Origin of the sequence: Flavobacterium sp. LM5, assembly GCF_002017945.1 — a bacterium.
Lineage (GTDB): Bacteria > Bacteroidota > Bacteroidia > Flavobacteriales > Flavobacteriaceae > Flavobacterium > Flavobacterium succinicans.
In genome coordinates this window covers 314,557-337,960 of sequence record NZ_MUFX01000002.1, presented here as the reverse complement: position 1 = coordinate 337,960, position 23,404 = coordinate 314,557, and the positions used below count along the sequence as shown (strand labels likewise).

The 23,404-nt window shown below is 35.2% G+C and carries 19 protein-coding genes and 1 other RNA gene; 8 read left to right on the top strand and 12 right to left on the bottom strand.

The window, feature by feature from the left end:
* Nucleotides 1–2 precede the first annotated feature (2 nt).
* The 4 genes from rny to BXU11_RS09795 form a co-directional block, all read right to left on the bottom strand.
* Nucleotides 3–1,568, bottom strand: coding sequence for a ribonuclease Y (gene rny, locus BXU11_RS09810; RefSeq protein ID WP_024981346.1), 1,566 nt, complete (start codon nt 1,566–1,568; stop codon nt 3–5).
* 49 nt (nt 1,569–1,617) lie between these two features.
* A non-coding RNA gene (ssrS, locus tag BXU11_RS09805) (6S RNA) lies at nt 1,618–1,724 on the bottom strand.
* A gap of 50 nt (nt 1,725–1,774) precedes the next feature.
* Nucleotides 1,775–2,065 carry a cell division protein ZapA gene (locus tag BXU11_RS09800; RefSeq protein ID WP_024981347.1) on the bottom strand — a complete coding sequence of 97 codons (291 nt, stop codon included), beginning with the start codon at nt 2,063–2,065 and terminating at the stop codon, nt 1,775–1,777.
* 3 nt (nt 2,066–2,068) lie between these two features.
* Nucleotides 2,069–2,359: a hypothetical protein gene (locus tag BXU11_RS09795; RefSeq protein WP_024981348.1), complete on the bottom strand. Its 291-nt coding sequence runs from the start codon at nt 2,357–2,359 to the stop codon at nt 2,069–2,071.
* A 174-nt stretch (nt 2,360–2,533) separates the two neighbouring features.
* On the opposite strand from BXU11_RS09795, the gene BXU11_RS09790 reads away from it, so the two are divergent.
* The 3 genes from BXU11_RS09790 (at nt 2,534) to BXU11_RS09780 (ending at nt 7,485) form a co-directional block, all read left to right on the top strand.
* On the top strand, nt 2,534–4,222 hold the full coding sequence (locus BXU11_RS09790) for a M23 family metallopeptidase (RefSeq protein ID WP_078212395.1): 1,689 nt from the start codon (nt 2,534–2,536) through the stop codon (nt 4,220–4,222).
* A gap of 93 nt (nt 4,223–4,315) precedes the next feature.
* On the top strand, nt 4,316–6,706 hold the full coding sequence (locus BXU11_RS09785) for a carboxypeptidase-like regulatory domain-containing protein (RefSeq protein ID WP_078212531.1): 2,391 nt from the start codon (nt 4,316–4,318) through the stop codon (nt 6,704–6,706).
* A gap of 56 nt (nt 6,707–6,762) precedes the next feature.
* A complete protein-coding gene (locus tag BXU11_RS09780) occupies nt 6,763–7,485 on the top strand; it encodes a hypothetical protein (protein WP_078212394.1) in 723 nt (240 codons plus the stop codon).
* Nucleotides 7,486–7,691: 206 nt separating this feature from the next.
* On the opposite strand, the gene BXU11_RS09775 is transcribed toward BXU11_RS09780, so the two are convergent.
* Genes BXU11_RS09775 through BXU11_RS09755 form a run of 5 tightly spaced genes read right to left on the bottom strand, consistent with a single transcriptional unit; the run spans nt 7,692 to nt 13,557 of the window.
* The gene (locus tag BXU11_RS09775) at nt 7,692–8,393 is read right to left on the bottom strand and encodes a DUF2971 domain-containing protein (RefSeq protein ID WP_078212393.1); all 702 of its coding nucleotides are present in this window, start codon (nt 8,391–8,393) and stop codon (nt 7,692–7,694) included.
* A gap of 51 nt (nt 8,394–8,444) precedes the next feature.
* Nucleotides 8,445–10,274, bottom strand: coding sequence for an ABC transporter ATP-binding protein (locus BXU11_RS09770; RefSeq protein WP_024981353.1), 1,830 nt, complete (start codon nt 10,272–10,274; stop codon nt 8,445–8,447).
* Nucleotides 10,274–12,001, bottom strand: coding sequence for a phospho-sugar mutase (locus tag BXU11_RS09765; RefSeq protein WP_078212392.1), 1,728 nt, complete (start codon nt 11,999–12,001; stop codon nt 10,274–10,276). Before BXU11_RS09765 ends, BXU11_RS09770 begins: the two co-directional genes overlap by 1 nt.
* 56 nt (nt 12,002–12,057) lie before the next feature.
* Entirely contained in the window at nt 12,058–13,014 is a 957-nt protein-coding gene (locus BXU11_RS09760) for a glycosyltransferase family 2 protein (RefSeq protein ID WP_024981355.1), read from the bottom strand.
* A 9-nt stretch (nt 13,015–13,023) separates the two neighbouring features.
* On the bottom strand, nt 13,024–13,557 hold the full coding sequence (locus BXU11_RS09755; RefSeq protein WP_024981356.1) for a DUF4199 domain-containing protein: 534 nt from the start codon (nt 13,555–13,557) through the stop codon (nt 13,024–13,026).
* Nucleotides 13,558–13,799: 242 nt separating this feature from the next.
* On the opposite strand from BXU11_RS09755, the gene BXU11_RS09750 reads away from it, so the two are divergent.
* The 3 genes from BXU11_RS09750 (at nt 13,800) to BXU11_RS09740 (ending at nt 17,205) form a co-directional block, all read left to right on the top strand.
* The gene (locus tag BXU11_RS09750) at nt 13,800–14,051 is read left to right on the top strand and encodes a type B 50S ribosomal protein L31 (protein WP_024981357.1); all 252 of its coding nucleotides are present in this window, start codon (nt 13,800–13,802) and stop codon (nt 14,049–14,051) included.
* A 166-nt stretch (nt 14,052–14,217) separates the two neighbouring features.
* Complete coding sequence (locus BXU11_RS09745; protein ID WP_024981358.1) at nt 14,218–15,393, top strand: GlmU family protein; 1,176 nt, start codon at nt 14,218–14,220, stop codon at nt 15,391–15,393.
* A 174-nt stretch (nt 15,394–15,567) separates the two neighbouring features.
* Nucleotides 15,568–17,205 (top strand): ABC-F family ATP-binding cassette domain-containing protein, encoded by a 1,638-nt coding sequence (locus tag BXU11_RS09740; RefSeq protein WP_024981359.1) that lies wholly within the window; start codon nt 15,568–15,570, stop codon nt 17,203–17,205.
* Between the two features lie 62 nt (nt 17,206–17,267).
* On the opposite strand, the gene BXU11_RS09735 is transcribed toward BXU11_RS09740, so the two are convergent.
* The 3 genes from BXU11_RS09735 to BXU11_RS09725 are packed head-to-tail and all read right to left on the bottom strand — an operon-like array spanning nt 17,268 to nt 20,826.
* Nucleotides 17,268–18,428, bottom strand: coding sequence for an ABC transporter permease (locus BXU11_RS09735; RefSeq protein ID WP_024981360.1), 1,161 nt, complete (start codon nt 18,426–18,428; stop codon nt 17,268–17,270).
* A complete protein-coding gene (locus BXU11_RS09730; RefSeq protein ID WP_078212391.1) occupies nt 18,425–19,384 on the bottom strand; it encodes an HlyD family secretion protein in 960 nt (319 codons plus the stop codon). Before BXU11_RS09730 ends, BXU11_RS09735 begins: the two co-directional genes overlap by 4 nt.
* Nucleotides 19,385–19,407: 23 nt before the next feature.
* Nucleotides 19,408–20,826: a TolC family protein gene (locus tag BXU11_RS09725; protein ID WP_078212390.1), complete on the bottom strand. Its 1,419-nt coding sequence runs from the start codon at nt 20,824–20,826 to the stop codon at nt 19,408–19,410.
* Nucleotides 20,827–20,992: 166 nt separating this feature from the next.
* On the opposite strand from BXU11_RS09725, the gene BXU11_RS09720 reads away from it, so the two are divergent.
* Both BXU11_RS09720 and BXU11_RS09715 read left to right on the top strand, forming a co-directional pair.
* Nucleotides 20,993–22,222, top strand: coding sequence for a hypothetical protein (locus BXU11_RS09720; protein WP_078212389.1), 1,230 nt, complete (start codon nt 20,993–20,995; stop codon nt 22,220–22,222).
* Nucleotides 22,223–22,382: 160 nt separating this feature from the next.
* Nucleotides 22,383–23,315: a peptidylprolyl isomerase gene (locus BXU11_RS09715; protein ID WP_078212388.1), complete on the top strand. Its 933-nt coding sequence runs from the start codon at nt 22,383–22,385 to the stop codon at nt 23,313–23,315.
* Nucleotides 23,316–23,404 lie beyond the last annotated feature (89 nt).

The window sequence follows — 23,404 nt, the reverse complement described above, 5'->3', positions numbered from 1 at the left end:
TGTTATTTTGCAATATTCACCGCTCTAGTTTCTCTAATTACTGTTACTTTTACTTGTCCTGGGTAGGTCATTTCAGTTTGAATTTTTTGTGAGATTTCAAAAGATAAAGTCGCTGCATTATCGTCTGATACTTTTTCACTTTCTACAATCACACGTAATTCTCTACCGGCTTGAATGGCGTATGCGTTTTTAACACCGTTAAAGCCATAAGCTACTTCTTCAAGATCTTTTAAACGTTGTATGTATGAGTCTAAAACTTGTCTTCTAGCTCCTGGTCTAGCTCCTGAAATAGCATCACAAACTTGAATGATTGGTGATAGCAACGATTTCATTTCAATTTCATCGTGGTGAGCACCAATGGCGTTGCATACTTCTTCTTTTTCACCATATTTCTCAGCCCATTGCATTCCTAATAAGGCGTGAGGCAAATCGCTTTCTGCATCTGGTACTTTTCCAATATCGTGAAGTAAGCCAGCTCTTTTGGCTAGTTTAACATTTAAGCCTAATTCGGCTGCCATAATTCCACAAAGCTTAGAAACTTCACGAGAGTGTTGCAATAAATTTTGTCCATAAGAAGAACGGTACTTCATACGTCCTACTACTTTGATCAATTCAGGATGTAATCCGTGAATGCCTAAATCAATAACTGTACGTTTACCAACTTCTATGATTTCGTCATCAATTTGTTTGGTGGTTTTGGCTACAACTTCTTCAATTCTTGCAGGGTGAATACGTCCATCAGTTACTAATTTATGTAACGATAAACGAGCTATTTCTCTTCTAACAGGATCGAAACAAGAAAGAATAATCGCTTCTGGCGTATCGTCTACAATGATTTCAACCCCTGTAGCAGCTTCTAGTGCACGAATGTTTCTACCTTCACGTCCAATAATTCTACCTTTTACATCATCGGATTCGATATTGAAAACAGACACGCAATTTTCAACAGCTTCTTCTGTTCCAACACGTTGAATAGTGTTGATGATGATTTTTTTAGCTTCTTGCTGCGCAGTTAATTTGGCTTCTTCAATAGTGTCTTGAATGTGAGACATCGCTTTTGATTTAGCTTCAGCCTTTAATCCTTCTACTAATTGTTCTTTAGCTTCTTCAGCAGATAATCCAGAAATTACTTCAAGTTGTTGTAATTGGCTTTTATGCAATCTTTCAACTTCTACTTGTTTCTTGTCTAGAACTTCAATTTTGGCTTGAAATTCAGCTTTTTTTGCTTCGAAATCATCGTTGATTTTTTTTGCTTTAGACAATTCACTCGAAACTTGAGATTCTTTATCACGAACTCTTTTTTCAACTTCGGCTACTTTTTTATCTCTAGCCAAAATCACCTGCTCGTGCTCCGATTTCAATTCGATAAATTTTTCTTTTGCTTGAAGAATTTTATCTTTTTTAATGTTTTCTGCCTCTAAATTGGCATCTTTCAAAATAGAAGAAGCTTCTTTTTTTGCGTTTTTTATTAAATTAGAAATATTGCTTTTTTCTATGATTTTGGCAATTCCAAAACCAGCCGCAATACCTATTATACCTGAAACAATTATTAGTAGTGTGCTATCCATTTTGTATTTAAATTATATATAAAAAAAACCTACATTAGTGGGATTGTATAAACTCGAAAAGACAAGTTTTGAGCTAACTCGTTGTTCAAGCTTCCAAACTGAATTGGCTTGCTATAGTAACGATGATTTGCTCATTCTAAATTGTTAGTGTTGAGTTTACCAAATAAGAACTAATGTAGGCAGTATCTTAATCTTTTGTATGAACGTTAATCGAGATAGTGATCCAGTAATGTATTGATTTTTTGTAAACGATCGATAGTTTCGCTACCATTCATTGCGTTATCAATACTTTTTTGTTCCACTTGTGAGGCAAATTGTAGGGCACACATGGCCAGTACATCTTGTTTGTCTCTAACAGCATAATTTTCTTCAAACTGCTTAATCATGATATCTATTTTTTTGGATGCACTTCGCAATCCTTCTTCTTGATTCGCATCAACCGTTAGCGGGTAAATTCGATCTGCAATCGATATCTTTATTTTAAGCTTTTCTTCCATTTTTTAGTCTGATAGCTGGGCTATACAGTAATCAATTTCGCGAATTAATGAATTTATTTTAAGCTTTGTATCTCTTTTGTTGTCTTCACTGCCTAGCAATGTGTTGGCTAATTTGAGTGCCTCATATTGTTTTTTCAACACTTCAATTTCTTGAGACTGCTGCGATATGATTTGGCTTGCATGGTTTAATTTTGCTCCTAATTCATGATTGTTTTTCTCTAGAAATTGTATTTTAGAAAAAAGTTTTGCAATCTTATTTTCAAGAGTATCAATTATTTCTGCAATTACACTCATTTTTGGGCCAATTCATTTCTTAATCTTACAAAGTTAGTATTCCTTTTTATTATTACAATATTTTATTTGTTTTTTTGTGCTAAATTATTTAAATAATTGATAAATAGATACTTGTGAAAATAAAATCTTTTTTTGCTTTTTAACAGTTTTGGTTACCTTAGCAAAAAGATTAAAATGAAGGTATTCTATTTTTTGTTGTTTTTCGGTCATGTTTTGATGGCTCAGTCTCAGTACCCTAAAGATTATTTTAGAGCACCATTGGATATTCCGATGCAGTTGTCGGGTAATTTTGGTGAATTACGTCCCAATCATTTTCATGCGGGCTTGGATTATAAAACACAACAACGCGAAGGATTAGCAGTTTATGCCGCTGCTGACGGTTATATTTCTAGAATCAAAATCTCTACATTCGGGAATGGAAAGACTATTTATATCACGCATCCCAATGGTTATACAACAGTTTATGCACATTTACAAAAGGCCGTTGGGCCTATTCAAGAATTGATAAAAAGTAGACAATATGAAGAGAAATCCTTTGAAGTCGAAATTTTCTTAAAACCGAATGAGCTTGTGGTAACCAAAGGACAGCAAATTGCTCTTTCTGGAAATACTGGAGCTTCTGAGGGACCACATCTTCATTTTGAAATTAGAGATTCTAAAACAGAATTCATCATCAATCCTTTGTTTTTTGGTTTTGATGCTTTTTTGAAAGATACTAAAAGGCCACTGGTTTCAGCGGTTTATGTTTTTCCATTGGATAACCAAACTAGCGTAAATCAGTCTTTGCGTCCCATTCCCATTAATGTGACATTGCAAAAAGACGGATCTTACCTTGCTGATCGAGTTTTGGCGAATGGAAAAATAGGTTTTGGAATAATTGCTACCGATTCGGATGATGTTTCCTTTAACAAAAATGGGGTGTATGATGTGCAATCTTTTTACAACGGGACGCCAACTTATGCGTTTCAATTTGATACTTATTCGTTCGATGAAATGCGTTACATCAACGTTTTGATTGATTATTCAAGATATAAAAAATCACAACAACGTATTCAGCGCTTGTTTCGAACCCAACCATTTGATTTAAGCATCATCAAAACCGATCAGAATAATGGTGCGATAGCTGTTGTGCCCAATTTGTCAGGTACTTATCATATTGAAATAGCTGATTTTTTTAAGAACAAAACGGTAATTACGGTTCCAATTGCCTACGATACAAAGCCAGTCCTAGTTCCAAAAGAAGCTATTCGATCTAATTATTTTATTAAAGCCAAAAAAGAAGCGATTTTTGAAAAAGAGAACTGGACGGTCACTTTTCCAGCCCAAACGTTTTATAATGATTTTGATATTAATTTTTCTGTAGCCAATAAAGTACTAACGCTTCATGATGATACAGTGCCTGTTCATAGCAATTTTTCGATTCAAGCCGTTGATTCCATTCATACCAATGAGGAATTGGAAAAAATCTTTATTGGAAGAATCGAAGGAGGACGTGTAGTTTACAATTCAACGTACCGTAAAGAGAATGTGTTGACGACCAAAGTTAAAACCTTAGGTAAATATGGGCTTTTTTTAGACAATGTTCCTCCCGTGATTACAATGATTAAACCTCTTGCTGGTAAAACAGTTAGTGAAAATGACGTTATTCAAGTCAAAATTAATGATACTCTTTCGGGAATTAAATCGTACAATGCCTTTGTAAATGATCAATGGATTTTGATGGAATACGATAATAAAACCAAGCTATTAACACATGCGGTTAATGAAGGGAAGTTGGTAGACGGTTCCAATCAACTCAAAGTGATAGTGGTAGATCAAATGGGTAATTCCTCTATCTTTGAAACACGTTTTTACAAACGTTAATTTTTAAATTTTCTTCTTTTGAAACGATATCAATACTTTTTTTGTTTAGCCTTTTTCTTCTTTTTAGCTCCATTTTATGCTCAAAAGGCCAAAATGCAAGGTTATATTTTTGACACAAAGAATAAGCCAATAGAGAATGTTAATGTTTCAGTGTCTAGTTTTACGACGAAGTCTAACGAAAAAGGGTTTTATTCGATCGACTTGTCTGCTAATGTTGATTTAAAAGTAATTTTTAGTCATGTTACGTTCAAAAAAGCAACGTTATTATTGAATGTCGCTTCAAACGAAGTCGTCGATTTTAATTTGGTTTTGAACGAAAGAGAAGAACAAATGGGAGAGGTGATCGTGAGTGCCAATAATAAAAAAAGTGTTCAAGGCATATTGACGATGGATCCCAAAACGTTAAAAAATATTCCAGGCGCTAATCCAGGTATCGAAAATGTATTAAAATCTTTGGCAGGAGTCAATTCTAATAATGAATTGAGTACGCAATACGCTGTTAGAGGTGGAAATTATGATGAGAATTTAGTATATGTAAACGAAGTGGAAGTGTATCGTCCTTTCCTGATTCGTTCGGGGCAACAAGAAGGATTGAGCTTTACGAATACCGATTTGATACAGAATATTGATTTTTCAGCAGGTGGTTTTCAGTCTAAATTTGGTGATAAATTATCGTCTGTTTTGGATATTACCTATCGCACACCTACACGATTTGGAGCTAGTGTCAACGCTAGTTTTTTAGGAGGAAGTGTTGCCATGGATGTTATTTCTAAAGACAAAAAATGGACCGCTATTACAGGCGTTCGTTACAGAAATAATAGTTTATTGGTCAATAGTCAAGAAACACAGACTAATTTTACGCCTTCATTTGTTGATGTTCAAACTGCTGTAAATTTCCAAGCTTCTTCAAAGTGGCAATGGAGTTTTTTAGGAAATATTTCTCAAAATAAATACAATTATGAGCCTCTAACACGACAGACAAATTTTGGCACGATTGATAATCCTCAAGCCTTATTAGTTTTTTATGAAGGGCAGGAACGCGATCAGTATCAAACCTTTTTTGGGTCTTTGAAAACTACATTTAAGACTTCAGATGTCTCAACCTACAAATTTATTGGTGCTGTTTTTCATACACTAGAGCAAGAACATTTTGATATTTTGGCAGAATATCGTTTGGCTGAAATAGATACCAATATTGGGTCCGAAAGCTTGGGTGATGTTTCTTTTTCAAGAGGTATTGGGTCGCAATTGAATCATGCACGCAATGATTTAGATGCTCTGATTGCTAATGCCGAAGTAAAAGGTATTCATAATTGGAACAATAATATCATGGAGTGGGGTGTAAAGTACACTCGAGAATCTATTCGAGACAGAATTAGCGAATGGGAAGTGATTGATTCGGCTGGATTTCCCATCAATCCGCCTAAATTTTTACCCAACAAAGATGAGCCGTATACTGTTTTCAATGGGCCGTTAGTGCCGTATCAAGAAGTAAGAGCGATTAATTTTAATACTGTTAATCGTTTTTCGGGCTATGCACAATGGAGTCGCAAAGACATTATTGGTCGAAGTCTTGTTTGGTATAATTTTGGGGTTAGAATGCATAGTTGGCAAGTACTGGGTGCTTCTGTTGCAGGAGATTCCCAGCTGACGGTCAGTCCAAGAGCGCAATTCAGTATAAAACCCAATGGTAATGCGAATCTTTTGTTTCGTTTATCGGGTGGGCTCTATCATCAACCGCCCTCTTATCGCGAACTCAGAGGAGCTGATGGCGTGGTACGACCCAATGTTAAAGCCCAGCAGTCTGTACATGTTGTTTTGGGTAATGATTACAGCTTTTCTTTATGGGATCGACCATTTAAATTAGTGACCGAGTTGTACTATAAATCACTTACAGCTGTCAATACTTATACCATTGATAATGTCCGTATTCGGTATGCCGCTACTAATGATGCGGTAGCCTATGCGCAGGGAGTCGATATAAGATGGAATGGTGAGTTTGTTCCTGGTACCGAATCATGGATTAGTTTTGGGTATTTGAAAACCGAGGAAAATGCCGATAATAAAGGTTTTATTGCTCGTCCCACCGATCAACGCTTAAAGTTTGCCATGCTATTTCAGGATTATATGCCCAATATTCCAAGTGTGAAATTGTATCTTAATTTGGTTTATAATACTGGTTTACCAGGAGGTTCGCCTTCTTATGCTGATCCTTATTTGTATCAAAACAGATTACGAGATTATCGTCGTGCCGATGTTGGTTTTTCTAAAGTTTTAATCGATAAAAGCTCTAATAAAGTATATGGAAAATGGGCCAATAGCTTTCAAGAGTTGGCTCTAGGGCTAGAGGTTTTTAATATTTTTAATAATCAAAACGCCATTACCAATACTTGGGTTCGCGATGTGTATACCAAAACGCAGTATGGAATTCCAAATTATATGACAACTCGTGTGTTTAATATTACCTTGAATGCTCGATTTTAAAACTTATCAAGTACGAATTTAATAGAAATGATTACTTTTGAATAAATAATGTTAGCATGAAAAATAAAACAATCGTTGGTTTAGTGTCAAGTGTTCTTTTGATGGTAAGTTGTCAAAAAGAAGCCGAAAAACCCAAAGTGATCTATGATACCATTCCAAAAGTAACTGTGGAGACTAGAAGAGATTCTTCAAAAGTAGCCATAGCTGATTTGCCAATTCAAATGGAAGGAACGGATTATTTGATCCATCCCGTGGGAGATTTACGTGTTTCTGATCGAGCCCAAAAATCCAAGTTTGGTTCATCAGCGGTCAATGATGTGAGTTTTACCATCAGCAATGTAGCACAAAATGAAATCACCGGTTTTTTACAAAATTTAAAATTCCAAAAAACAAATTCTGACTCTCTACGTCCCTTATCCACTGAGCCGATTGTGATTGAAACAGCAACTTATTTGAAATCCGTTTCAGATCGCATTCAAAAACAAATCATGGTCTACACCATGGTCGATGCCGATACCAACAAAGACGGAAAACTCGATACCAACGATATCAATACCTTATATTTGAGTTTTATTAGTGGAAAGAAATTTACTAAAATGTCGGCCGATTTGGAAGAATTAATCGATTGGGAGTTGATAGAATCTATGAACAGGCTCTATTTTAGAACCATCGAAGACACCAATAAAAATGGCCAATTTGACCCCAAAGATGTAGTGCATTACAATTACATCGACTTGACCAAAACCAGTTGGGAAGTAGTAAGATATTCCCCTATTTAATTTCCGAACGTTTCGAGTTTCAACAAATTAAGGGACATAGTTTTTTTGGGCGTTACCACAGGGGGCGGGCTTTACGTTACAATCTTTTTGAGGCCGAAAAAGCCTCAAAAAGGATTTTCACTACAAACGAAGTTCACTGAACTCCTATGAAAATAGTATGAGTGAAGTAATCCCTAACGCAATATCGATTCGAATAACACTTTAGTTTAAATCAAAATATCACTTTCTAAATCCGATTTTTCAATGTCGATATGATAGCCTAATTTATCCACCAATTCAATCACTAAATTTTTATACCAATTCTCTGATTTTGGGTGGATGTAAATTTTTTCGATCAATTCATTTACAACTACATTGATTTTTAAGCCGTCATTTAATTTGATGTTGTTTTGACTAACATCACTGATAATACGGACTTCGCGTTCGTACTGAAAACTTTTCCGTTTGTATAAAAAAGGAAAAAACAAATCGTCAAACGGAATGTATTCTTTTTTGTAGTCAATATAATTGACCTCTCCAATGTATTGATCAAAATGATGCTCTGGCTCCAATGCTTTCTGTAATCTGCCAATTGTGGATTGGATGGCTAAACCTTCACTGTTTTGCGTAAAAATTTGCCACATCGCAAACGATTCATATTCATTGATGTGCCAGCTACTAATGGCTACCTTTTCACGATGGGTTTTGTAGTAATTTAAAAAGTCAGGCTTGTCTTTGGATAATTTTCTGATTTCCTCAAAAGTTGGTTCGCTAAAGGTGCCTTCGTATTGGTCTTCAAATTTATCCGACCTAGACATGAATAATTTTTTAGATAATAATAAATCTAAAAATTTAGACAAGTCTAGGTATTTCCATACTATAGTTTCTGGATCTTCGGGTAATTGTATGTTGGGATTGTCAAGGTACATTTGTAAAATTTAAAGAGTAGTAAACTACTTTAAAGATACAAAATTTTCAGGCTATTCAAGGGATTGCATGGTTACTAATTTGTTATAAGTGCCATTCATAGCGATTAATTCTTCATGAGTTCCTTGCTCTACTATTTTTCCTTTTTTCATTACCACAATTACATCAGCTTTCTGAATAGTAGAAAGTCGGTGTGCAATAACAATCGAAGTTCTGTTTTGCATCATATTTTCGAGTGCCACCTGAACAAATTTTTCGCTTTCAGTGTCCAAAGCTGAGGTAGCTTCGTCCAAAATCATTATAGGAGGATTTTTCAAGACTGCTCTCGCGATAGATAAGCGTTGTTTTTGTCCACCTGAAAGTTTGTTTCCGCTGTCACCAATGTTAGTGTAAATTCCTTTTGGTAAGGTAACTACAAATTCATAAGCATTCGCCACTTTTAAAGCTTCTATGATTTCTTCATCGGTTGCGTCAGGTTTGCCAAGTGCTATGTTTTCTTTAATAGTATCGTTAAATAATATACTATCTTGAGTAACGAGTCCGATTAGGCTTCTTAACGAATGCAAATCAAAATCTTTGATGTTGTGATTGTCAATAGAAATTATGCCTTCGTTCACATCGTAAAAGCGTGTCAGTAAATTGGCAATCGTACTTTTTCCGCTACCCGATTGTCCTACCAAAGCCACCGTCTGTCCTTTTTTTACTTCTAAAGAGAAATTTTTAAGTACATTTTCGTTTTCATATCGGAAGTTGATATTTTGAAGGCTTATTTTATCATCAAAAGTGTTTTTTTGTATCGAATTTTCTTTAGAAGTTATTTCATTTTTTACTTCTAATACTTCAAAAACTCGTTCTGCGGCGGCTAAACCATTTTTTACAGAATATGATGCCTTAGAGATCGCTTTTGCAGGTGTAAGTATGTTGTAGGCTAATGTTAGATAAACTATAAAAGAAGCACCATCTAGCGTTTCATCAACCAAAACTAAATTTCCTCCGTACCAAAGTAAAACAGCAATAGTAGTAATGCCCATGAATTCACTTAAAGGTGAGGCTAGGTTGTTTTTGTTTCCTATGCTGTTGGATAAATTAAGTAATCTTGTTATCGAATCATTGAATTTCTTTTTAAAAGCTGGTTCGGCATTATAGCTTTTTACTACTTTCAAGCCCCCTAGACTTTCTTCAACAATTGAGATCAATAACCCACTTTCGTTTTGAGCTCTTAATGATTTTGATTTTAGGTTTTTTCCAATTTTGGATATAATTAGCCCAGAAAGCGGAATGAAAACCAAAACGAATAAGGTTAGTTTAGCACTAATAGCAAACATGGTTACTAATGCAAAAACTATCGTTAGTGGTTCTTTTACAACTAATTCTAAAATAGAAAAAAAAGAATTTTGTACCTCATTAACGTCTCCCAACATTCTGGCCATCACGTCGCCTTTTCTTTTTTCAGAATAATAGGATATGGGTAATTCAATTATTTTGTTGAACATTTTTTTTCTCAAATCCCTTAATACCCCATTTTTAAGGTGCATGATGTGATAAGAGGCTAGGTAATTAAAAATATTTTTTAATAAAAAGGTAGTAATTACTAAAGAGACCACTAATAATAAAGCAAATTGTTTGCCACTATCTTTGGTAATTTCTGAAATTTGATAATACAATAAATCTTTTCCAAAACTCATTATATTGCCTATTCCTTTATAAACAGGAGCTTTTTCTATTGCTTTATTTTTGCCAAACAATACTTCCAGCATTGGTAATAAAGTCAGCATTGAAATGGTACTAAATAGGGCATACAAAATATTATACGTCACGTTCCAAACAATGTTTGACTGGTATTTTTTTGTATAAGGTAGTAATTTTATTAAATTTTTATCCATTAGTTTAATTGCATTGCAGCAATAATATTTTTTATTTTTTGATCTAAAATGTGTTCTACTTCCACAAAATCTTCCACAGCTTCTAGTGTAGTATTTACACTGATATAGAATTTAATTTTAGGTTCTGTGCCACTTGGTCTTGCGCAAATTTTCGAACCATCTTCAGTATAATAAATTAGCACATTAGATTTTGGAATATCCATAGCCAGTTCTTCACCAGATAATAAATTTTTAGCAATTGAGGATTGGTAATCTTCCACCATGATTACACGTTGTCCGTCGATTTCTTTTACAGGATTTTCGCGCAAATCAATCATCATTTGATTAATGGCTTGCAAGCCGTCCATTCCTTTTTTGGTCAATGAAACCAAATGTTCTTTGTAAAAACCGTGATCCACATAAAGTTGAATCAATTCGTTGTAAACAGAGCTTCCTTTGGCTTTGGCTTGAGCAGCCAATTCACATACCAATAGGGTAGCAGCTACAGCATCTTTGTCTCGTACAGCATCGCCTACCATGAAACCAAAACTTTCTTCTCCACCACCAATGAATTGTAGTTCAGGGAAATCTTTGATCATTTTGGCAATCCATTTGAATCCTGTCAAGCCCACTTTGCATTCTACGTTATAAGCAGTGGCTAATTCCATCATCATTGGAGTGGAAACTATGGTAGAACCTACAAATTGTTTACCGTTGATTTTTTCGGCTTGTTTCCATTTTTCTAACAAAAAGGCGGTCATCAAAATCATGGTTTGATTTCCGTTTAGCAATACCATTTTTCCTTCGTTATTGCGAACAGCAACTCCCAAACGGTCACAGTCTGGATCTGTTCCTACCACAATGTCAGCGTTGGTTTTATCGGCCAATGCCAAAGCCATAGTAAGAGCTTCTGGTTCTTCTGGATTTGGAGATTTTACCGTTGGAAAATCTCCGTTAGGAATGGCTTGCTCTTCAACTATATTAACGTTAGTGTAGCCTGCTTTGCTTAATGTTTCTGGGATGATCGTTATGGATGTTCCATGCAAAGAAGTGAATACGATATTTAAGTTTTCTTTTGCGGCTGCGGGAGTGTTAAAACTAGAGTTTTCAATAGAGGATTGAATGAAGGCTTGGTCTAACTCAGTATCTATAAAATGAATCAAATCTTCGTTAGCCGAAAAATTAATTTCATAGTATTTTAAATTTTCAATCACATCGATGATGGCTCCATCCTGAGGAGGAACAATTTGTCCGCCATCTTGCCAATATACTTTGTATCCGTTGTATTCTGGGGGATTGTGAGAGGCAGTGAGTACGATTCCACAATGACAGTTCAGGTGTTTTAAGGCAAAAGACAATTCTGGTGTAGGACGTAAATCCGAAAAAAGGAACACTTCGATTCCGTTAGCAGAAAATACATTTGCTACAACTTTTGCTAGTGTTTTGCTATTATGACGACAGTCAAAAGCAATGGCTGCTTTTATTTGCTCACCAGGAAAAACACTTTTCAAGTAATTAGACAATCCTTGCGTGCTTTTTCCTAAGGTGTATTTGTTAATTCGATTGTCACCTACGCCCATAACGCCGCGCATTCCTCCGGTTCCGAATTCTAGATTTTTATAAAAACTCTCTTCTAAATCTTTTGGAGCGGTAGTCATTAATTCTTTTACAGCATCTTGAGTAGCGGTGTCAAAGGTTGGGGTAAGCCAGATATTTAGTGCGTCTAGAATGTTTTGTGGGATATTCATTTTTTATTGATTTTATATGAAACAATAATTTGTGATTGCTTTTTTGTGTAACTCAATTATAAATTAATTTGATTTGCAATTTTGTATCGCGCTTCATTGTTTTTGGTTCTCAAAATAATTTCACCCAGAAAACCTGCTAAAAATAGTTGAGTTCCTAGAACCATTGTAGTTAAAGCAATGTAAAACCAAGGATTATTGGTGATCAAAGTATACTTCATGTCGTTATACAAATGATACAGTTTTGAAACACCAATATAAGCAGCTGCAAAAAAGCCGATAATGAACATTAAAGAGCCAATAGCGCCAAAAAGATGCATAGGTCTTTTGCCAAAACGCGATAAAAACCAAATGGTAATCAAATCTAAGAAGCCATTAATGAAACGGTCCATTCCAAATTTAGTTTCTCCGTATTTTCTAGCTTGATGTTGTACAACTTTTTCTCCAATTTTTCCAAATCCAGCATTTTTAGCCAAAACTGGAATATATCGGTGCATTTCGCCAGAAACCTCAATGTTTTTGACTACTACATTTTTATACGCTTTTAATCCGCAGTTGAAATCATTCAGTTGTACACCAGAAGTTTTTCTGGCCGCCCAGTTGAATAATTTAGAAGGAAGATTTTTAGCAACTATCGAATCATAACGTTTCTTTTTCCATCCTGATACCAAATCGTATTTTTGCTCGGTAATCATGTTGTATAATCCTGGAATTTCGTCAGGACTATCCTGTAAATCGGCATCCATAGTGATGATCACTTCGCCTTTGGCTTGAGCAAATCCAGCATGTAGTGCTTGCGATTTACCAAAGTTTTTCATAAAACGAATTCCTTTTACGTTGGAATTTGTTGCGGCAAAATTTTCAATAATAGTCCAAGAATTGTCGGTACTTCCGTCATCTAAAAAAAGGATTTCATAGGAGTAATTATTGGATTGCATCACTTTTAGGATCCAAGTGTACAATTCTTGTAAGGATTCCTCTTCGTTAAGAAGTGGTATTAGGATAGTTAAATTCATTTAATTGTTTTATTCTTGATGTGTTTTTCTTGTTTTGAAAAAGGCAGCCATAAGTAATCCGAAAATAGAGCTTAGGGCAATATTAGTAAAAAGACCTTTAAATTGCGAAGCAATACTGAATTGACTATTTTCTTTCATGCCTTTGATTGCCTCGTTTATTGCGGTGGCAGGTGTGTTAAATTTTTTCATCATATTTACCGTGAATTTGATGGTCATTTCTTCTAGCGTTTCTTTGGCCGCAGGATCTATGAAGTTCCAAAGTACGATGTTGAAAAGTGTCACGATCAAAAGACCGATAACGGTATAAATAAAATAGGTGGTAAAAGCATCTTTAAATGAAAAGTCAACTTGTAATTCTTTTTTGGTTTTGGTAAGTAAAATGATAGATAGAGTCAACGAAATGGTAATGTTGATAAGGAAAAGCCAAGAATTAAGAAATAAATTTAAATCTATTGCGTACATTATTGCAATAGTTAAACATGAGATAATCCCGCTGATAATGCCAAAAGTAATACCGTTTTTTTTAATAATTTCGTTGATCATAGTGGTTTGGTTTTTAATTAGTCCACAAATATAGCAATTCTGCTTTTATTGAGGCTAAAAAATGTTTCCTAGGAAAAGCTAAAAAAAAACAAAGTAAAGGTTTGTAATTCTAAAAATAAGTGTAAATTTGCACACTCAAAAATAATAGTGTAAATAAAAAGTTATAAGATGTTTATACCTTTTCACTCAGAAGAAAAGCTGCAAAACAAATTATAATTGAACTAATAAAAAAAAGATTTAAGATGAAAAAAGGTATTCACCCAGAGAATTACAGATTAGTTGCTTTCAAAGACATGTCAAATGACGATGTTTTTATTACTAAATCTACAGCAGAAACTAAAGAAACAATTATTCACGAAGGCGTTGAATATCCAGTAGTAAAAATGGAGATTTCTAGAACTTCTCACCCTTTTTACACAGGTAAATCTAAACTTATCGATACTGCAGGACGTATTGATAAATTCAAAACTAAATACGCAAAACACGTTAAATAATTTTAACTCGTTTTTAAATTCAGCAAAGCCTTTCTTTATAGAGAGGCTTTTTTTTGTGATCGCAATTCGGTTTACAGACCTGGCGTCTTTAGTTTATACCATAAAATAATTTAACTTTGTGCGCGATAACCAAATCGAAATAAAACAATAGCCAAATTAAATTTTTATGAACTACATACTTTTTGACGGACCCGCTCGAAATGCTTTGTTACCGTTTACCTTTACCCGACCCGTTGCAGATATTCTGGTGGGTATTATGACCATTCGTCAAAAATGGGAATTGCACCTTGGGTCGACTACCACAACTTTGACCGAAGAGTATTTATCGGACAAATATCCGATGGTTGAATTAGAAGGAAATGTCATGATCAATGCGTCTTTTTTGCCTAATGCTATTTTGGCCGAATTAGTGAGTAACCTTGAAGCCAATCAAGCCATTTTTAAGAAAGATGAAATCATTGCTTTTTATACATCCGAAAATCAAGAAGAAGTCGATTTTGATACGTATGAAATTATAGAATACAACGACGATTGTATTACTATTGAAAATACTTGGGATATTTTTTCAAAAAATGATGCTGCTATTCGAGAAGATTTTGAGTTTTTGACTCAAGATAGAAGATCGCAACAAATACCTAAAAGTGTCAATGTCATTGCTCCCGAGAATGTCTTTATCGAAGAAGGTGCGAAATTAGAGTTTGTGACGTTGAATGCTTCGTCTGGGCCCATTTATATTGGTAAAGATAGCGAGATTATGGAAGGTTCTGTGATTCGTGGCCCTTTCGCTTTATGTGAAAAGGCACAAGTAAAAATGGGATCAAAAGTGTACGGTGCTACCACAGTAGGACCAGGGTCTCGAATAGGTGGAGAGGTTAAAAATTCGGTTGTTTTTGCCAACGCCAATAAAGGCCATGAAGGGTTTTTAGGAGATTCGGTTTTGGGAGAATGGTGTAATATTGGTGCTGATAGTAACAATTCAAATCTTAAAAATAATTATGAAGAAGTTCGTTTGTGGAGCTATGAAACTGAGGGTTTTGCAAAAACAGGGCTTCAGTTTTGTGGCTTAATGATGGGCGACCATAGTAAGTGTGGTATCAATACTATGTTCAATACTGGGACTGTAGTAGGAGTTAGTGCTAATATTTTTGGCAGTGGGTTTCCTAGAAATTTTGTTCCGAGTTTTTCATGGGGAGGAGCTTCTGGATTTACGACATATTTGACCAAAAAAGCTTTTGAAACTGCACGATTGGTCATGTCGCGTCGCAATGTGGCTTTTGATGAAAAAGAAGCAGCTATTTTAGAACATGTTTTTGAAGTGACCAAAAAATATCGCAAAGAATAGTTAGCGCTTCAACTATTTATAGAAAATGCCTTTTCGTTTTGGAGAGGCATTTTTTATTGTACATAATCAGGTTAGCAATTGCGCAATTCTTTATTTAAGCTATCTTTGCACCTTCAAAATTTTGGCGTTCGAAATCATCTGATTTTTAACCTCTAACCTTTTATTTTTAAATTAATGATTACAGTAAACGATATTGCCGTTGAATTTGGTGGCACAACGCTGTTTAGCGAAGTTACATTTGCTATCAATGAAACCGATAAAATTGCCCTTATGGGTAAAAATGGAGCAGGAAAATCTACTTTGTTAAAAATCGTTGCAGGTGCAAATAAGCCTACTCGCGGTATTATTTCGGCGCCAAGTGATGCGGTGGTGGCTTACTTGCCACAGCATTTATTGACGGAAGATAATTGTACTGTTATGGAAGAGACATCCAAAGCTTTTGCGGGTGTTTTAAATATGAAAAAAGAAATTGACGAAATCAATGAGCAATTAACGATTCGTACGGATTATGAAAGTGATGAGTATATGAAGTTGATTGAAAGAGTTTCAGAATTATCGGAGAAGTATTATTCTATTGAAGAGGTTAATTATGAAGCTGAAGTTGAAAAAATATTAAAAGGTTTAGGTTTTGAAAGAGAAGATTTTAGTCGTCCCACCAAAGAATTTTCTGGTGGTTGGAGAATGCGAATTGAATTGGCGAAAATTCTTTTGACAAAACCTGATTTGATTCTACTCGATGAGCCCACCAATCACTTGGATATGGATAGTATCGAATGGTTGGAAGACTTTTTGATTAATCAAGCCAAAGCGGTAATGGTAATTTCTCACGATAGAGCTTTTGTAGATAATATTACAAATAGAACGATCGAAGTGACAATGGGAAGAATTTACGACTACAAAGCCAAATATTCTCACTATTTAGAGTTGCGAAAAGACAGACGCGTTCACCAGCAAAAGGCATACGATGAGCAACAAAAATTTATAGCAGATAATCAAGCATTCATTGAGCGTTTTCGCGGTACTTTTTCTAAAACCGATGCCGTGCAATCTCGTGTCAGAATGTTAGAGAAAATTGTTCCAATTGAAGTAGATGAAATTGATACTTCGGCTTTAAAATTGAAATTTCCACCATCGGCTCGTTCAGGTCAATATCCAGTTATTGTTAAAGATTTGGAAAAGTCGTATGGTGATAAATTGATTTTTAAAGATGCCAATTTAGTCATTGAGCGCGGACAAAAAGTGGCTTTCGTAGGTAAAAATGGTGAAGGTAAATCTACGATGATTAAAGCCATTATGAAAGAAATTGAAATTAATGGAGGTTCTGTAGAAGTTGGGCACAATGCACAAATTGGTTATTTTGCTCAAAATCAAGCAGCAATGTTAGATGAAAATGCTACCATATTTGAAACCATTGATAGAATTGCAGTTGGTGATGTTCGAACTCAAATAAAAAATATTCTTGGCGCGTTTATGTTTCAAGGAGATGATATTCAAAAGAAAGTAAAAGTGCTTTCTGGGGGAGAAAAAACGCGTTTGGCCATGATTAAATTGTTATTAGAACCCGTAAATCTTCTAATTCTGGATGAGCCTTCCAATCACTTGGATATGAAAACTAAAGATATTATTAAAGATGCGTTGCGTGATTTTGACGGAACTTTAATTCTAGTTTCGCACGACAGGGATTTTCTTGACGGATTGGCCACAAAAGTTTTCGAGTTTGGAAACAAACGAGTGATAGAACATTTTGAAGACATCAAAGGTTTTCTTGCTCATAAGAAAATGGATAGTATGCGAGAAATCGAAAAGAAATAATTTAGTTTTTCTAAAATATAAAAAAAGGCAAGTGGTTCGTTCACTTGCCTTTTTTGTGTTTTTTATGATTCTGCTTGTGTTACCTTTTTGCTTTTGAAATACAAGGCAATGAAAGATAATATGGAGCAGACGAGCCCAATAATGATCATGTTTATAATGGAGCTTCGTACTTGGTAGAGCGATCCTTCTTCAATGATTAAGGTTCTAAAAGCTTTTAAAAAGTGGGTTAATGGAATTACATTCGCAACACCCTGAACCCAATTGGGCATTTGACTTAGCGGCCAGCTGAAACCACTCAAAATAAAACTAGGTGTGGCAATGACCATTAGAATTTCGGTGGCTTTTAGTTGACTTGGGATCAATATGGAGACCAAAATGCCAATAAAAGAAACCGAAAGTATAAAAATTCCCGCGACTAGTGTCAGTTCTGGTAAGTTAGTAAAGAAGGGAATTCGGAAATAAAAAGTAAAAAACCAATACATCAGCCACACGCCAAAACTCATGATTAGATATGGGAGTATTTTGATCACCATCATTTGTATTATAGAATTGCTTTTTTGTACTAAAAAAGAAAACGTTCCATTTTCAAATTCTGAAGCAAAAGACAAGGCTAATGCCAAAAGCATGACTTGTTGTAATACTGCAGCCAATACTCCGGGCCACAAGTAATACATGTAGTTGGTGCTACGGTTGAATTTTTTTATAAAGGTAGTTTTGAATGGTTCGTATTGTGAGCTAATGGCTTTTTCGGGGATTCCTTGTTTACGCAACGTTTCCATTTGAACGCCAGCTTTCAACGTTCCTAAGCACACTTGTATGGCTGTTGAGGCATAATTGGCTGTTAAAATATTGGCCGTGTTGACAATAGTAGTGATTTCGGGGTATTTTTTGGTGAACACCATTTTTTGAAATCCTTTTGGAATAATGACAACGCTATTGGCTTCGAGTTCAATGACATGATCGGATAGGTTGTTTTGGTCATAAAGTACTTTAGCAACATTTATGACTTCGTCGTCGTTAAACATTTCAATGGCTTTGGCGCTCATTTCAGATTGATCCAAGTCTACTACGAGTATCGGTAAGTCGGTTACTTTTCCTTTGCTATAGACATATCCTAACAAGATGGCATAAAGTAATGGAGCCCCAATAAATAGCATTCGGAGAATATTGTTTTGCCAAAACAATCCAAATTCTCTTTTGAATAAAAAAAGGAAATTTTTCATGATTTAAGAGCTATGGTTGCGGTGGTTTTCGAAATTAAGTCTTTGGTTTCAGAAGGGTTGGTAGGGGTGATTTTAATTTCAAAAAGACTTTCTTGTAATTCATAATCTGGATATGCTGTTGCAATATTTCCATAAGCACTTAATTGTTTTATAGATGTTACAACACCTTGAATGTTTTGTTTAGAGTACGGAATGGTTACGCTAACTGTTTCTCCTTTTTTGTATAGGTTCAATTTACTTTCAGGCAGTGTAAAACGAAAGGAAACACTGTTTTTGATGTTGCCATTAAAAAGGGTGTAGCCTGGTAAAGCTAATTCGCCCAAACTTAATGTTATGGTTTCGATTGACATATCTTGTGGCGCAATAACAAAGCGTTCTTGTTCTGCAGTTTCTACTTCTAATAATGCGCCATAGGCTCTTTCTTGTTGTCCTAAGGCCATGGTTTGTTGCTCTATTCTTGCGCCTTTTTTAGCGTCGTCTATTTCGGCTTGTACTGCATTATATTGTGCTAAAGCGCCTTGGTATTTGGCAAAAGTTTCGTCGTAGGTTTGCTGGGAAACTAAGGAGTCTTTGAGCATGTTTTTTAGTCTTTGAATGGATTTTTGAGCGAATTCAAATTGTTCTTTTAGTCCCATTCTTTTGGCCTCTAACTGCTTCATTTGATTGTCTGTCGCTCCTTTTAAAGCCATTGTGTATTGTGCTTTAGCGCTCACTACGGCTCCTTTAGCTTGGTTTTTCTTTGCGTCAACTTCTGGAATGTCCAATTGCGCTAATGTATCTCCTTTTTTGACCCAATCTCCTTCTTTTACAAACAAGCGGACAATCTTACCAGGCACCTTGCTGACCACAGCAATTTGTTCGTATTCTACCTTGCCTTGAATAATTGTATTTTTTTTTGTTTTTTGACAGCTAAAAAATGTAAGGGTCAAAAGTAATAGTGTAGCTATTTTTTTCATAATAATAGGTCTCAAATAATAAATTATTGTGTCTTGATCTTTTTAGACAAGTCTCCTGTTGTGATTATAGTTTCAATAGTGGCTAGTCGTTGTTCAATGATGGTGTTGATTTTGCTTACCGCGCTTTTGAATACATCATTTTCTGCTTCTAAACGCTCCGATATGGTAATTAGGCCTTCTTTGTATTGTTTTACGGCTAGTATTAGGTTATTGGAAGCTATCTTTTCTTGTTGTGAAGTAATATTGATTTTTTGATTCAAAACGGAGTAGTTTACTAGGTTGTTTTCTAGTAATAAGCCTAATTTTTCTTTTGAATCATCTATTTGATTCTGAACTTGCTTAATGTTGATTTTGGCTTCATGTACTTTGTGTTCTCTTTCAAATCCGGCAAAAATTTCCCATTTTAGTGCTGCTCCAATCATCCAATTATTGCTAATGGTTAGTTCATTAAGTCCTAAATACAAAGCTTCGTTAATTCCAGTAATAACAGGAGTTGTTGCTTTGGCATCAAACAGACTAGAGTAGGCAACACCTCCAAATGCACCTAGTGTGGGTAAATAAGCGCCTTTTTCTTTCTTTAACAAAAATTCATAAGCCGTTTTAAAGGACTCTAAAGCTTTAATTTCTTCTTTGTTTTCAATGCCTAAACTAATGTCTGAAAGTAGGAACGGAGACAAGGTATATATGACTTTATCAATTTCGGCTTCTGTATAACCGGTCAATTGTTCAATTTTTTTATAGACTAGTTTTCTTTTGCCTGTTAATTCTATTCTTTTAGATTCTAATTCAAGCGAAGCTAGTTTTATTTTATCTCTATCATAGGGAATGGCCAAACCTTGGGCGATAGCCTTAGAGATTCTTTTGTTCTCGGTTTCAAGTCGACGATCGCTATCGTTAATTAGGTTTTCTATGGTTTTTAAAAGGACTAGTTGGTCAAAAGTATTGATGACCTCTTTGATAATGCTGTTTTTTTCGGATTGTTGTAAGTACTCTGATCCTTTAGTTTTTGCTTTAATGGCTTTTGCAGCATTTGGAATTTGAAAACCACTAAACAGTATCGTTTTGGCCATTACACTACCATTGAAAAGGTTTCCGTAGTTGTTAAAGCTAGTTTTACCGTCAAATAGAGGATAGTTGACTATTGGTACTTGTGTAGTAGGCAAATCAACGGTTAGTTTATTGTCAAAATAAGAGTATAGCGCGCTTGCTTCAATTTTGGGAATATACTTGTTCCAGATTTCTTTTTCTTGAAGCTGCAATCTTTCAATTTCTAAAGATTTGTTTTTTAGCGCGTAATTTTTTTCTAATGCTTGATTGATGGCTTCATTTAAGCTTGTAGAAACGGTAATTTGCCCATAACTAGCCCAAGTAAAGCCTAAATAAAAAAGAACGTTTTTTGTAATCCGAAAGAATGTTGACGGATCAAAAATCAATTTTTTCATAGTTTTTTTTTCAAATTGATATAAAAAGTGGCATTGAATTTGTTTGTTGTTCCGTAAAATTACTAAAAATGCGAGTATTTTTTTTGTATTTAACATGGTATTTGCATTAAACCTAGGAGTGTTTTTTTTATCTTAGACATTCATAAACATTTTAAAACATTATAAAATGAAACATTTCTTCACTTTTCTTACTCTTGTCTTTGTCAGTAGTATCAGTTTTTCTGGTTATGCTCAGTATGCAGATGAGCCAGAAGCTTTGGATTTACCGGGAGATAATTTGAATTTAGTTGCGGTTTTGGATGTTTTTCAAAAATCGAAAACATTAGAGGATTTTGAGACCGCCATCAACAATCCTGAAACTAAAATCAATAATTTGGATTTGAATAATGATAACACAATTGACTACATTCAGGTGGTAAGTGAAAAAAAAGACAACACCCACTTTATCGTTTTGCAAATTGCTGTGAATCAAAGTCAAAAACAAGATGTTGCCGTTATTGAAGTAGAAAGAAATAAAAAAGGCGAAATTATTGTTCAAATTATTGGTGATGAGGAATTGTATGGCAAAAATTACATTGTAGAGCCAAATGATGTCTCGCAAAGGTTGGATACCCCTAATCCTGGGTATACAGGGAATAGCACTACAATTATCAACAATACAACGAATAACTATTCTTCTGATTCGGGTACCACGGTGAGTGCTTGGCCAGTAATTATCCATTTGTTTTCACCATTTTTCATTGCATGGCATTCTCCTTGGCGATGGGGTTATTATCCTTCGTATTGGAGACCTTGGAGACCAGTATATTATTACGATTATTGGGGGTATCACAGACGTTATCATAATCATTATTATTATCGTCGTACAGCTATACTTAGGGCGCCATACTATCGCACCTATTATTCCAATCGTAGAGTGTATTCACCTATTGTAGTCAATAACCGTGTCAATGGTTTATATCGATCTACTTACAATGGCAAGGTGTATAAAAAACCGGTTTATCCGGGTGTTCGTCCTAGTGGTTCTAATCGACCTACAGCCAATCGACCTACTACATTGCCGTCTACCACAGGAAATAGACCTTCTGGCTCAAATACTGGCACGAATCGCCCAGGCACGAATCGCCCTACTACGTTGCCGTCTACTGGCACGAACAGACCTACTGCTCCTAATACAGGCGCAAATCGTCCCGTTACTTTACCGTCCAATCAAAATACGGGTTCTACTAGACCGGTAAGTCCAAGTACAAGACCGAGTACACCTTCTACTAGGCCTACCACTAGACCCGCTAGTTCTTCTAGTCGTCCAGTAACTAGACCCGCAGCTAGACCGGCATCAAATCCTGTTTCGCGACCAGCTGGAGGTAATAGGGCAAATGCAAGAGGGAATAATTGATTTAGATCTTGAAATGGTTGTTTTTTTTCCAATGCAAAAAGATTTAAAATTTATTTTTAATGAAATGCAGTAGGAGTAAGTTGTAACTATTAATTTGAATTTGTAGAAATTGATATCGAGTTTATTTTGTAAATTTGCTGCTCAATAAAAAAAAAGAATAATGGAAAACGGAATATACGCTAAATTTAATACCTCAAAAGGTGAAATTCTAGTAAAATTAACGCATGACTTAACTCCAGGAACCGTAGGTAACTTTGTTGCCTTGGCAGAGGGAAACATGGAAAATAAAGTAAAGCCTCAAGGCGTAAAATACTATGATGGTTTGTCTTTTCACCGTGTAATTCCTGATTTTATGATCCAAGGTGGTTGTCCACAAGGTACAGGTACAGGGGATCCAGGGTATAAATTTGATGATGAGTTTCATCCTTCATTAAAACATGATCGTCCAGGGGTTTTGTCTATGGCTAATGCTGGGCCAGGTACCAATGGTTCTCAGTTTTTTATTACACACGTTCCGACAAGTTGGTTGGATAATAAACATACCGTATTTGGTCATGTAATAGAAGGTCAGTCTGTTGTGGATGCAGTAGCTCAAGGTGATCAACTAGAGACTTTAGAGATTATTCGTGTTGGGGATGAGGCTAAAAACTGGAATGCAATCGAAGCGTTTATTAGTTTAAAAGGAGCAAGAATGCAACGTGAAGCAGCTTTGAAAGCTGAAGCAGAAGCGAAAATGGAGCAATTAGCTGCTGGTTTTGAGAAAACAGCTAGTGGATTGCGTTACCAATTCATTCAAAGAGGTTCTGGAAAAAAGGCCGAAAACGGAAAAACGGTAGCGGTTCACTATGAAGGTTCTCTTGAAAATGGAAAAGTTTTTGATTCATCTTACCCAAGAAAAAAACCAATCGAATTTCGTTTAGGTCAAGGACAAGTAATTGAAGGCTGGGACGAAGGTATTGCTTTGTTGCAAGTAGGTGATAAAGCTCGTTTTGTAATTCCGTCTGATTTGGCTTACGGACCAAGTGGAGCAGGAGGTGTAATACCACCACACGCTACTTTGATCTTTGACGTAGAATTGATGGACGTGAAATAATAGTTTTTAGTGAACTTCTTATAAGTAATCAGTTCATCTGATATAAATTAGAAATCTCAAAGCAGTACTGTTTTGAGATTTTTTTTGTA

Excerpts from the sequence above, each read along its gene's own strand:
- rny (WP_024981346.1), bottom strand. The coding sequence starts at position 1,568 with ATGGATAGCACACTACTAATAATTGTTTCAGGTATAATAGGTATTGCG.
- BXU11_RS09800 (WP_024981347.1), bottom strand. The coding sequence starts at position 2,065 with ATGGAAGAAAAGCTTAAAATAAAGATATCGATTGCAGATCGAATTTAC.
- BXU11_RS09795 (WP_024981348.1), bottom strand. The coding sequence starts at position 2,359 with ATGAGTGTAATTGCAGAAATAATTGATACTCTTGAAAATAAGATTGCA.
- BXU11_RS09790 (WP_078212395.1), top strand. The coding sequence starts at position 2,534 with ATGAAGGTATTCTATTTTTTGTTGTTTTTCGGTCATGTTTTGATGGCT.
- BXU11_RS09785 (WP_078212531.1), top strand. The coding sequence starts at position 4,316 with ATGCAAGGTTATATTTTTGACACAAAGAATAAGCCAATAGAGAATGTT.
- BXU11_RS09780 (WP_078212394.1), top strand. The coding sequence starts at position 6,763 with ATGAAAAATAAAACAATCGTTGGTTTAGTGTCAAGTGTTCTTTTGATG.
- BXU11_RS09775 (WP_078212393.1), bottom strand. The coding sequence starts at position 8,393 with ATGTACCTTGACAATCCCAACATACAATTACCCGAAGATCCAGAAACT.
- BXU11_RS09770 (WP_024981353.1), bottom strand. The coding sequence starts at position 10,274 with ATGGATAAAAATTTAATAAAATTACTACCTTATACAAAAAAATACCAG.
- BXU11_RS09765 (WP_078212392.1), bottom strand. The coding sequence starts at position 12,001 with ATGAATATCCCACAAAACATTCTAGACGCACTAAATATCTGGCTTACC.
- BXU11_RS09760 (WP_024981355.1), bottom strand. The coding sequence starts at position 13,014 with ATGAATTTAACTATCCTAATACCACTTCTTAACGAAGAGGAATCCTTA.
- BXU11_RS09755 (WP_024981356.1), bottom strand. The coding sequence starts at position 13,557 with ATGATCAACGAAATTATTAAAAAAAACGGTATTACTTTTGGCATTATC.
- BXU11_RS09750 (WP_024981357.1), top strand. The coding sequence starts at position 13,800 with ATGAAAAAAGGTATTCACCCAGAGAATTACAGATTAGTTGCTTTCAAA.
- BXU11_RS09745 (WP_024981358.1), top strand. The coding sequence starts at position 14,218 with ATGAACTACATACTTTTTGACGGACCCGCTCGAAATGCTTTGTTACCG.
- BXU11_RS09740 (WP_024981359.1), top strand. The coding sequence starts at position 15,568 with ATGATTACAGTAAACGATATTGCCGTTGAATTTGGTGGCACAACGCTG.
- BXU11_RS09735 (WP_024981360.1), bottom strand. The coding sequence starts at position 18,428 with ATGAAAAATTTCCTTTTTTTATTCAAAAGAGAATTTGGATTGTTTTGG.
- BXU11_RS09730 (WP_078212391.1), bottom strand. The coding sequence starts at position 19,384 with ATGAAAAAAATAGCTACACTATTACTTTTGACCCTTACATTTTTTAGC.
- BXU11_RS09725 (WP_078212390.1), bottom strand. The coding sequence starts at position 20,826 with ATGAAAAAATTGATTTTTGATCCGTCAACATTCTTTCGGATTACAAAA.
- BXU11_RS09720 (WP_078212389.1), top strand. The coding sequence starts at position 20,993 with ATGAAACATTTCTTCACTTTTCTTACTCTTGTCTTTGTCAGTAGTATC.
- BXU11_RS09715 (WP_078212388.1), top strand. The coding sequence starts at position 22,383 with ATGGAAAACGGAATATACGCTAAATTTAATACCTCAAAAGGTGAAATT.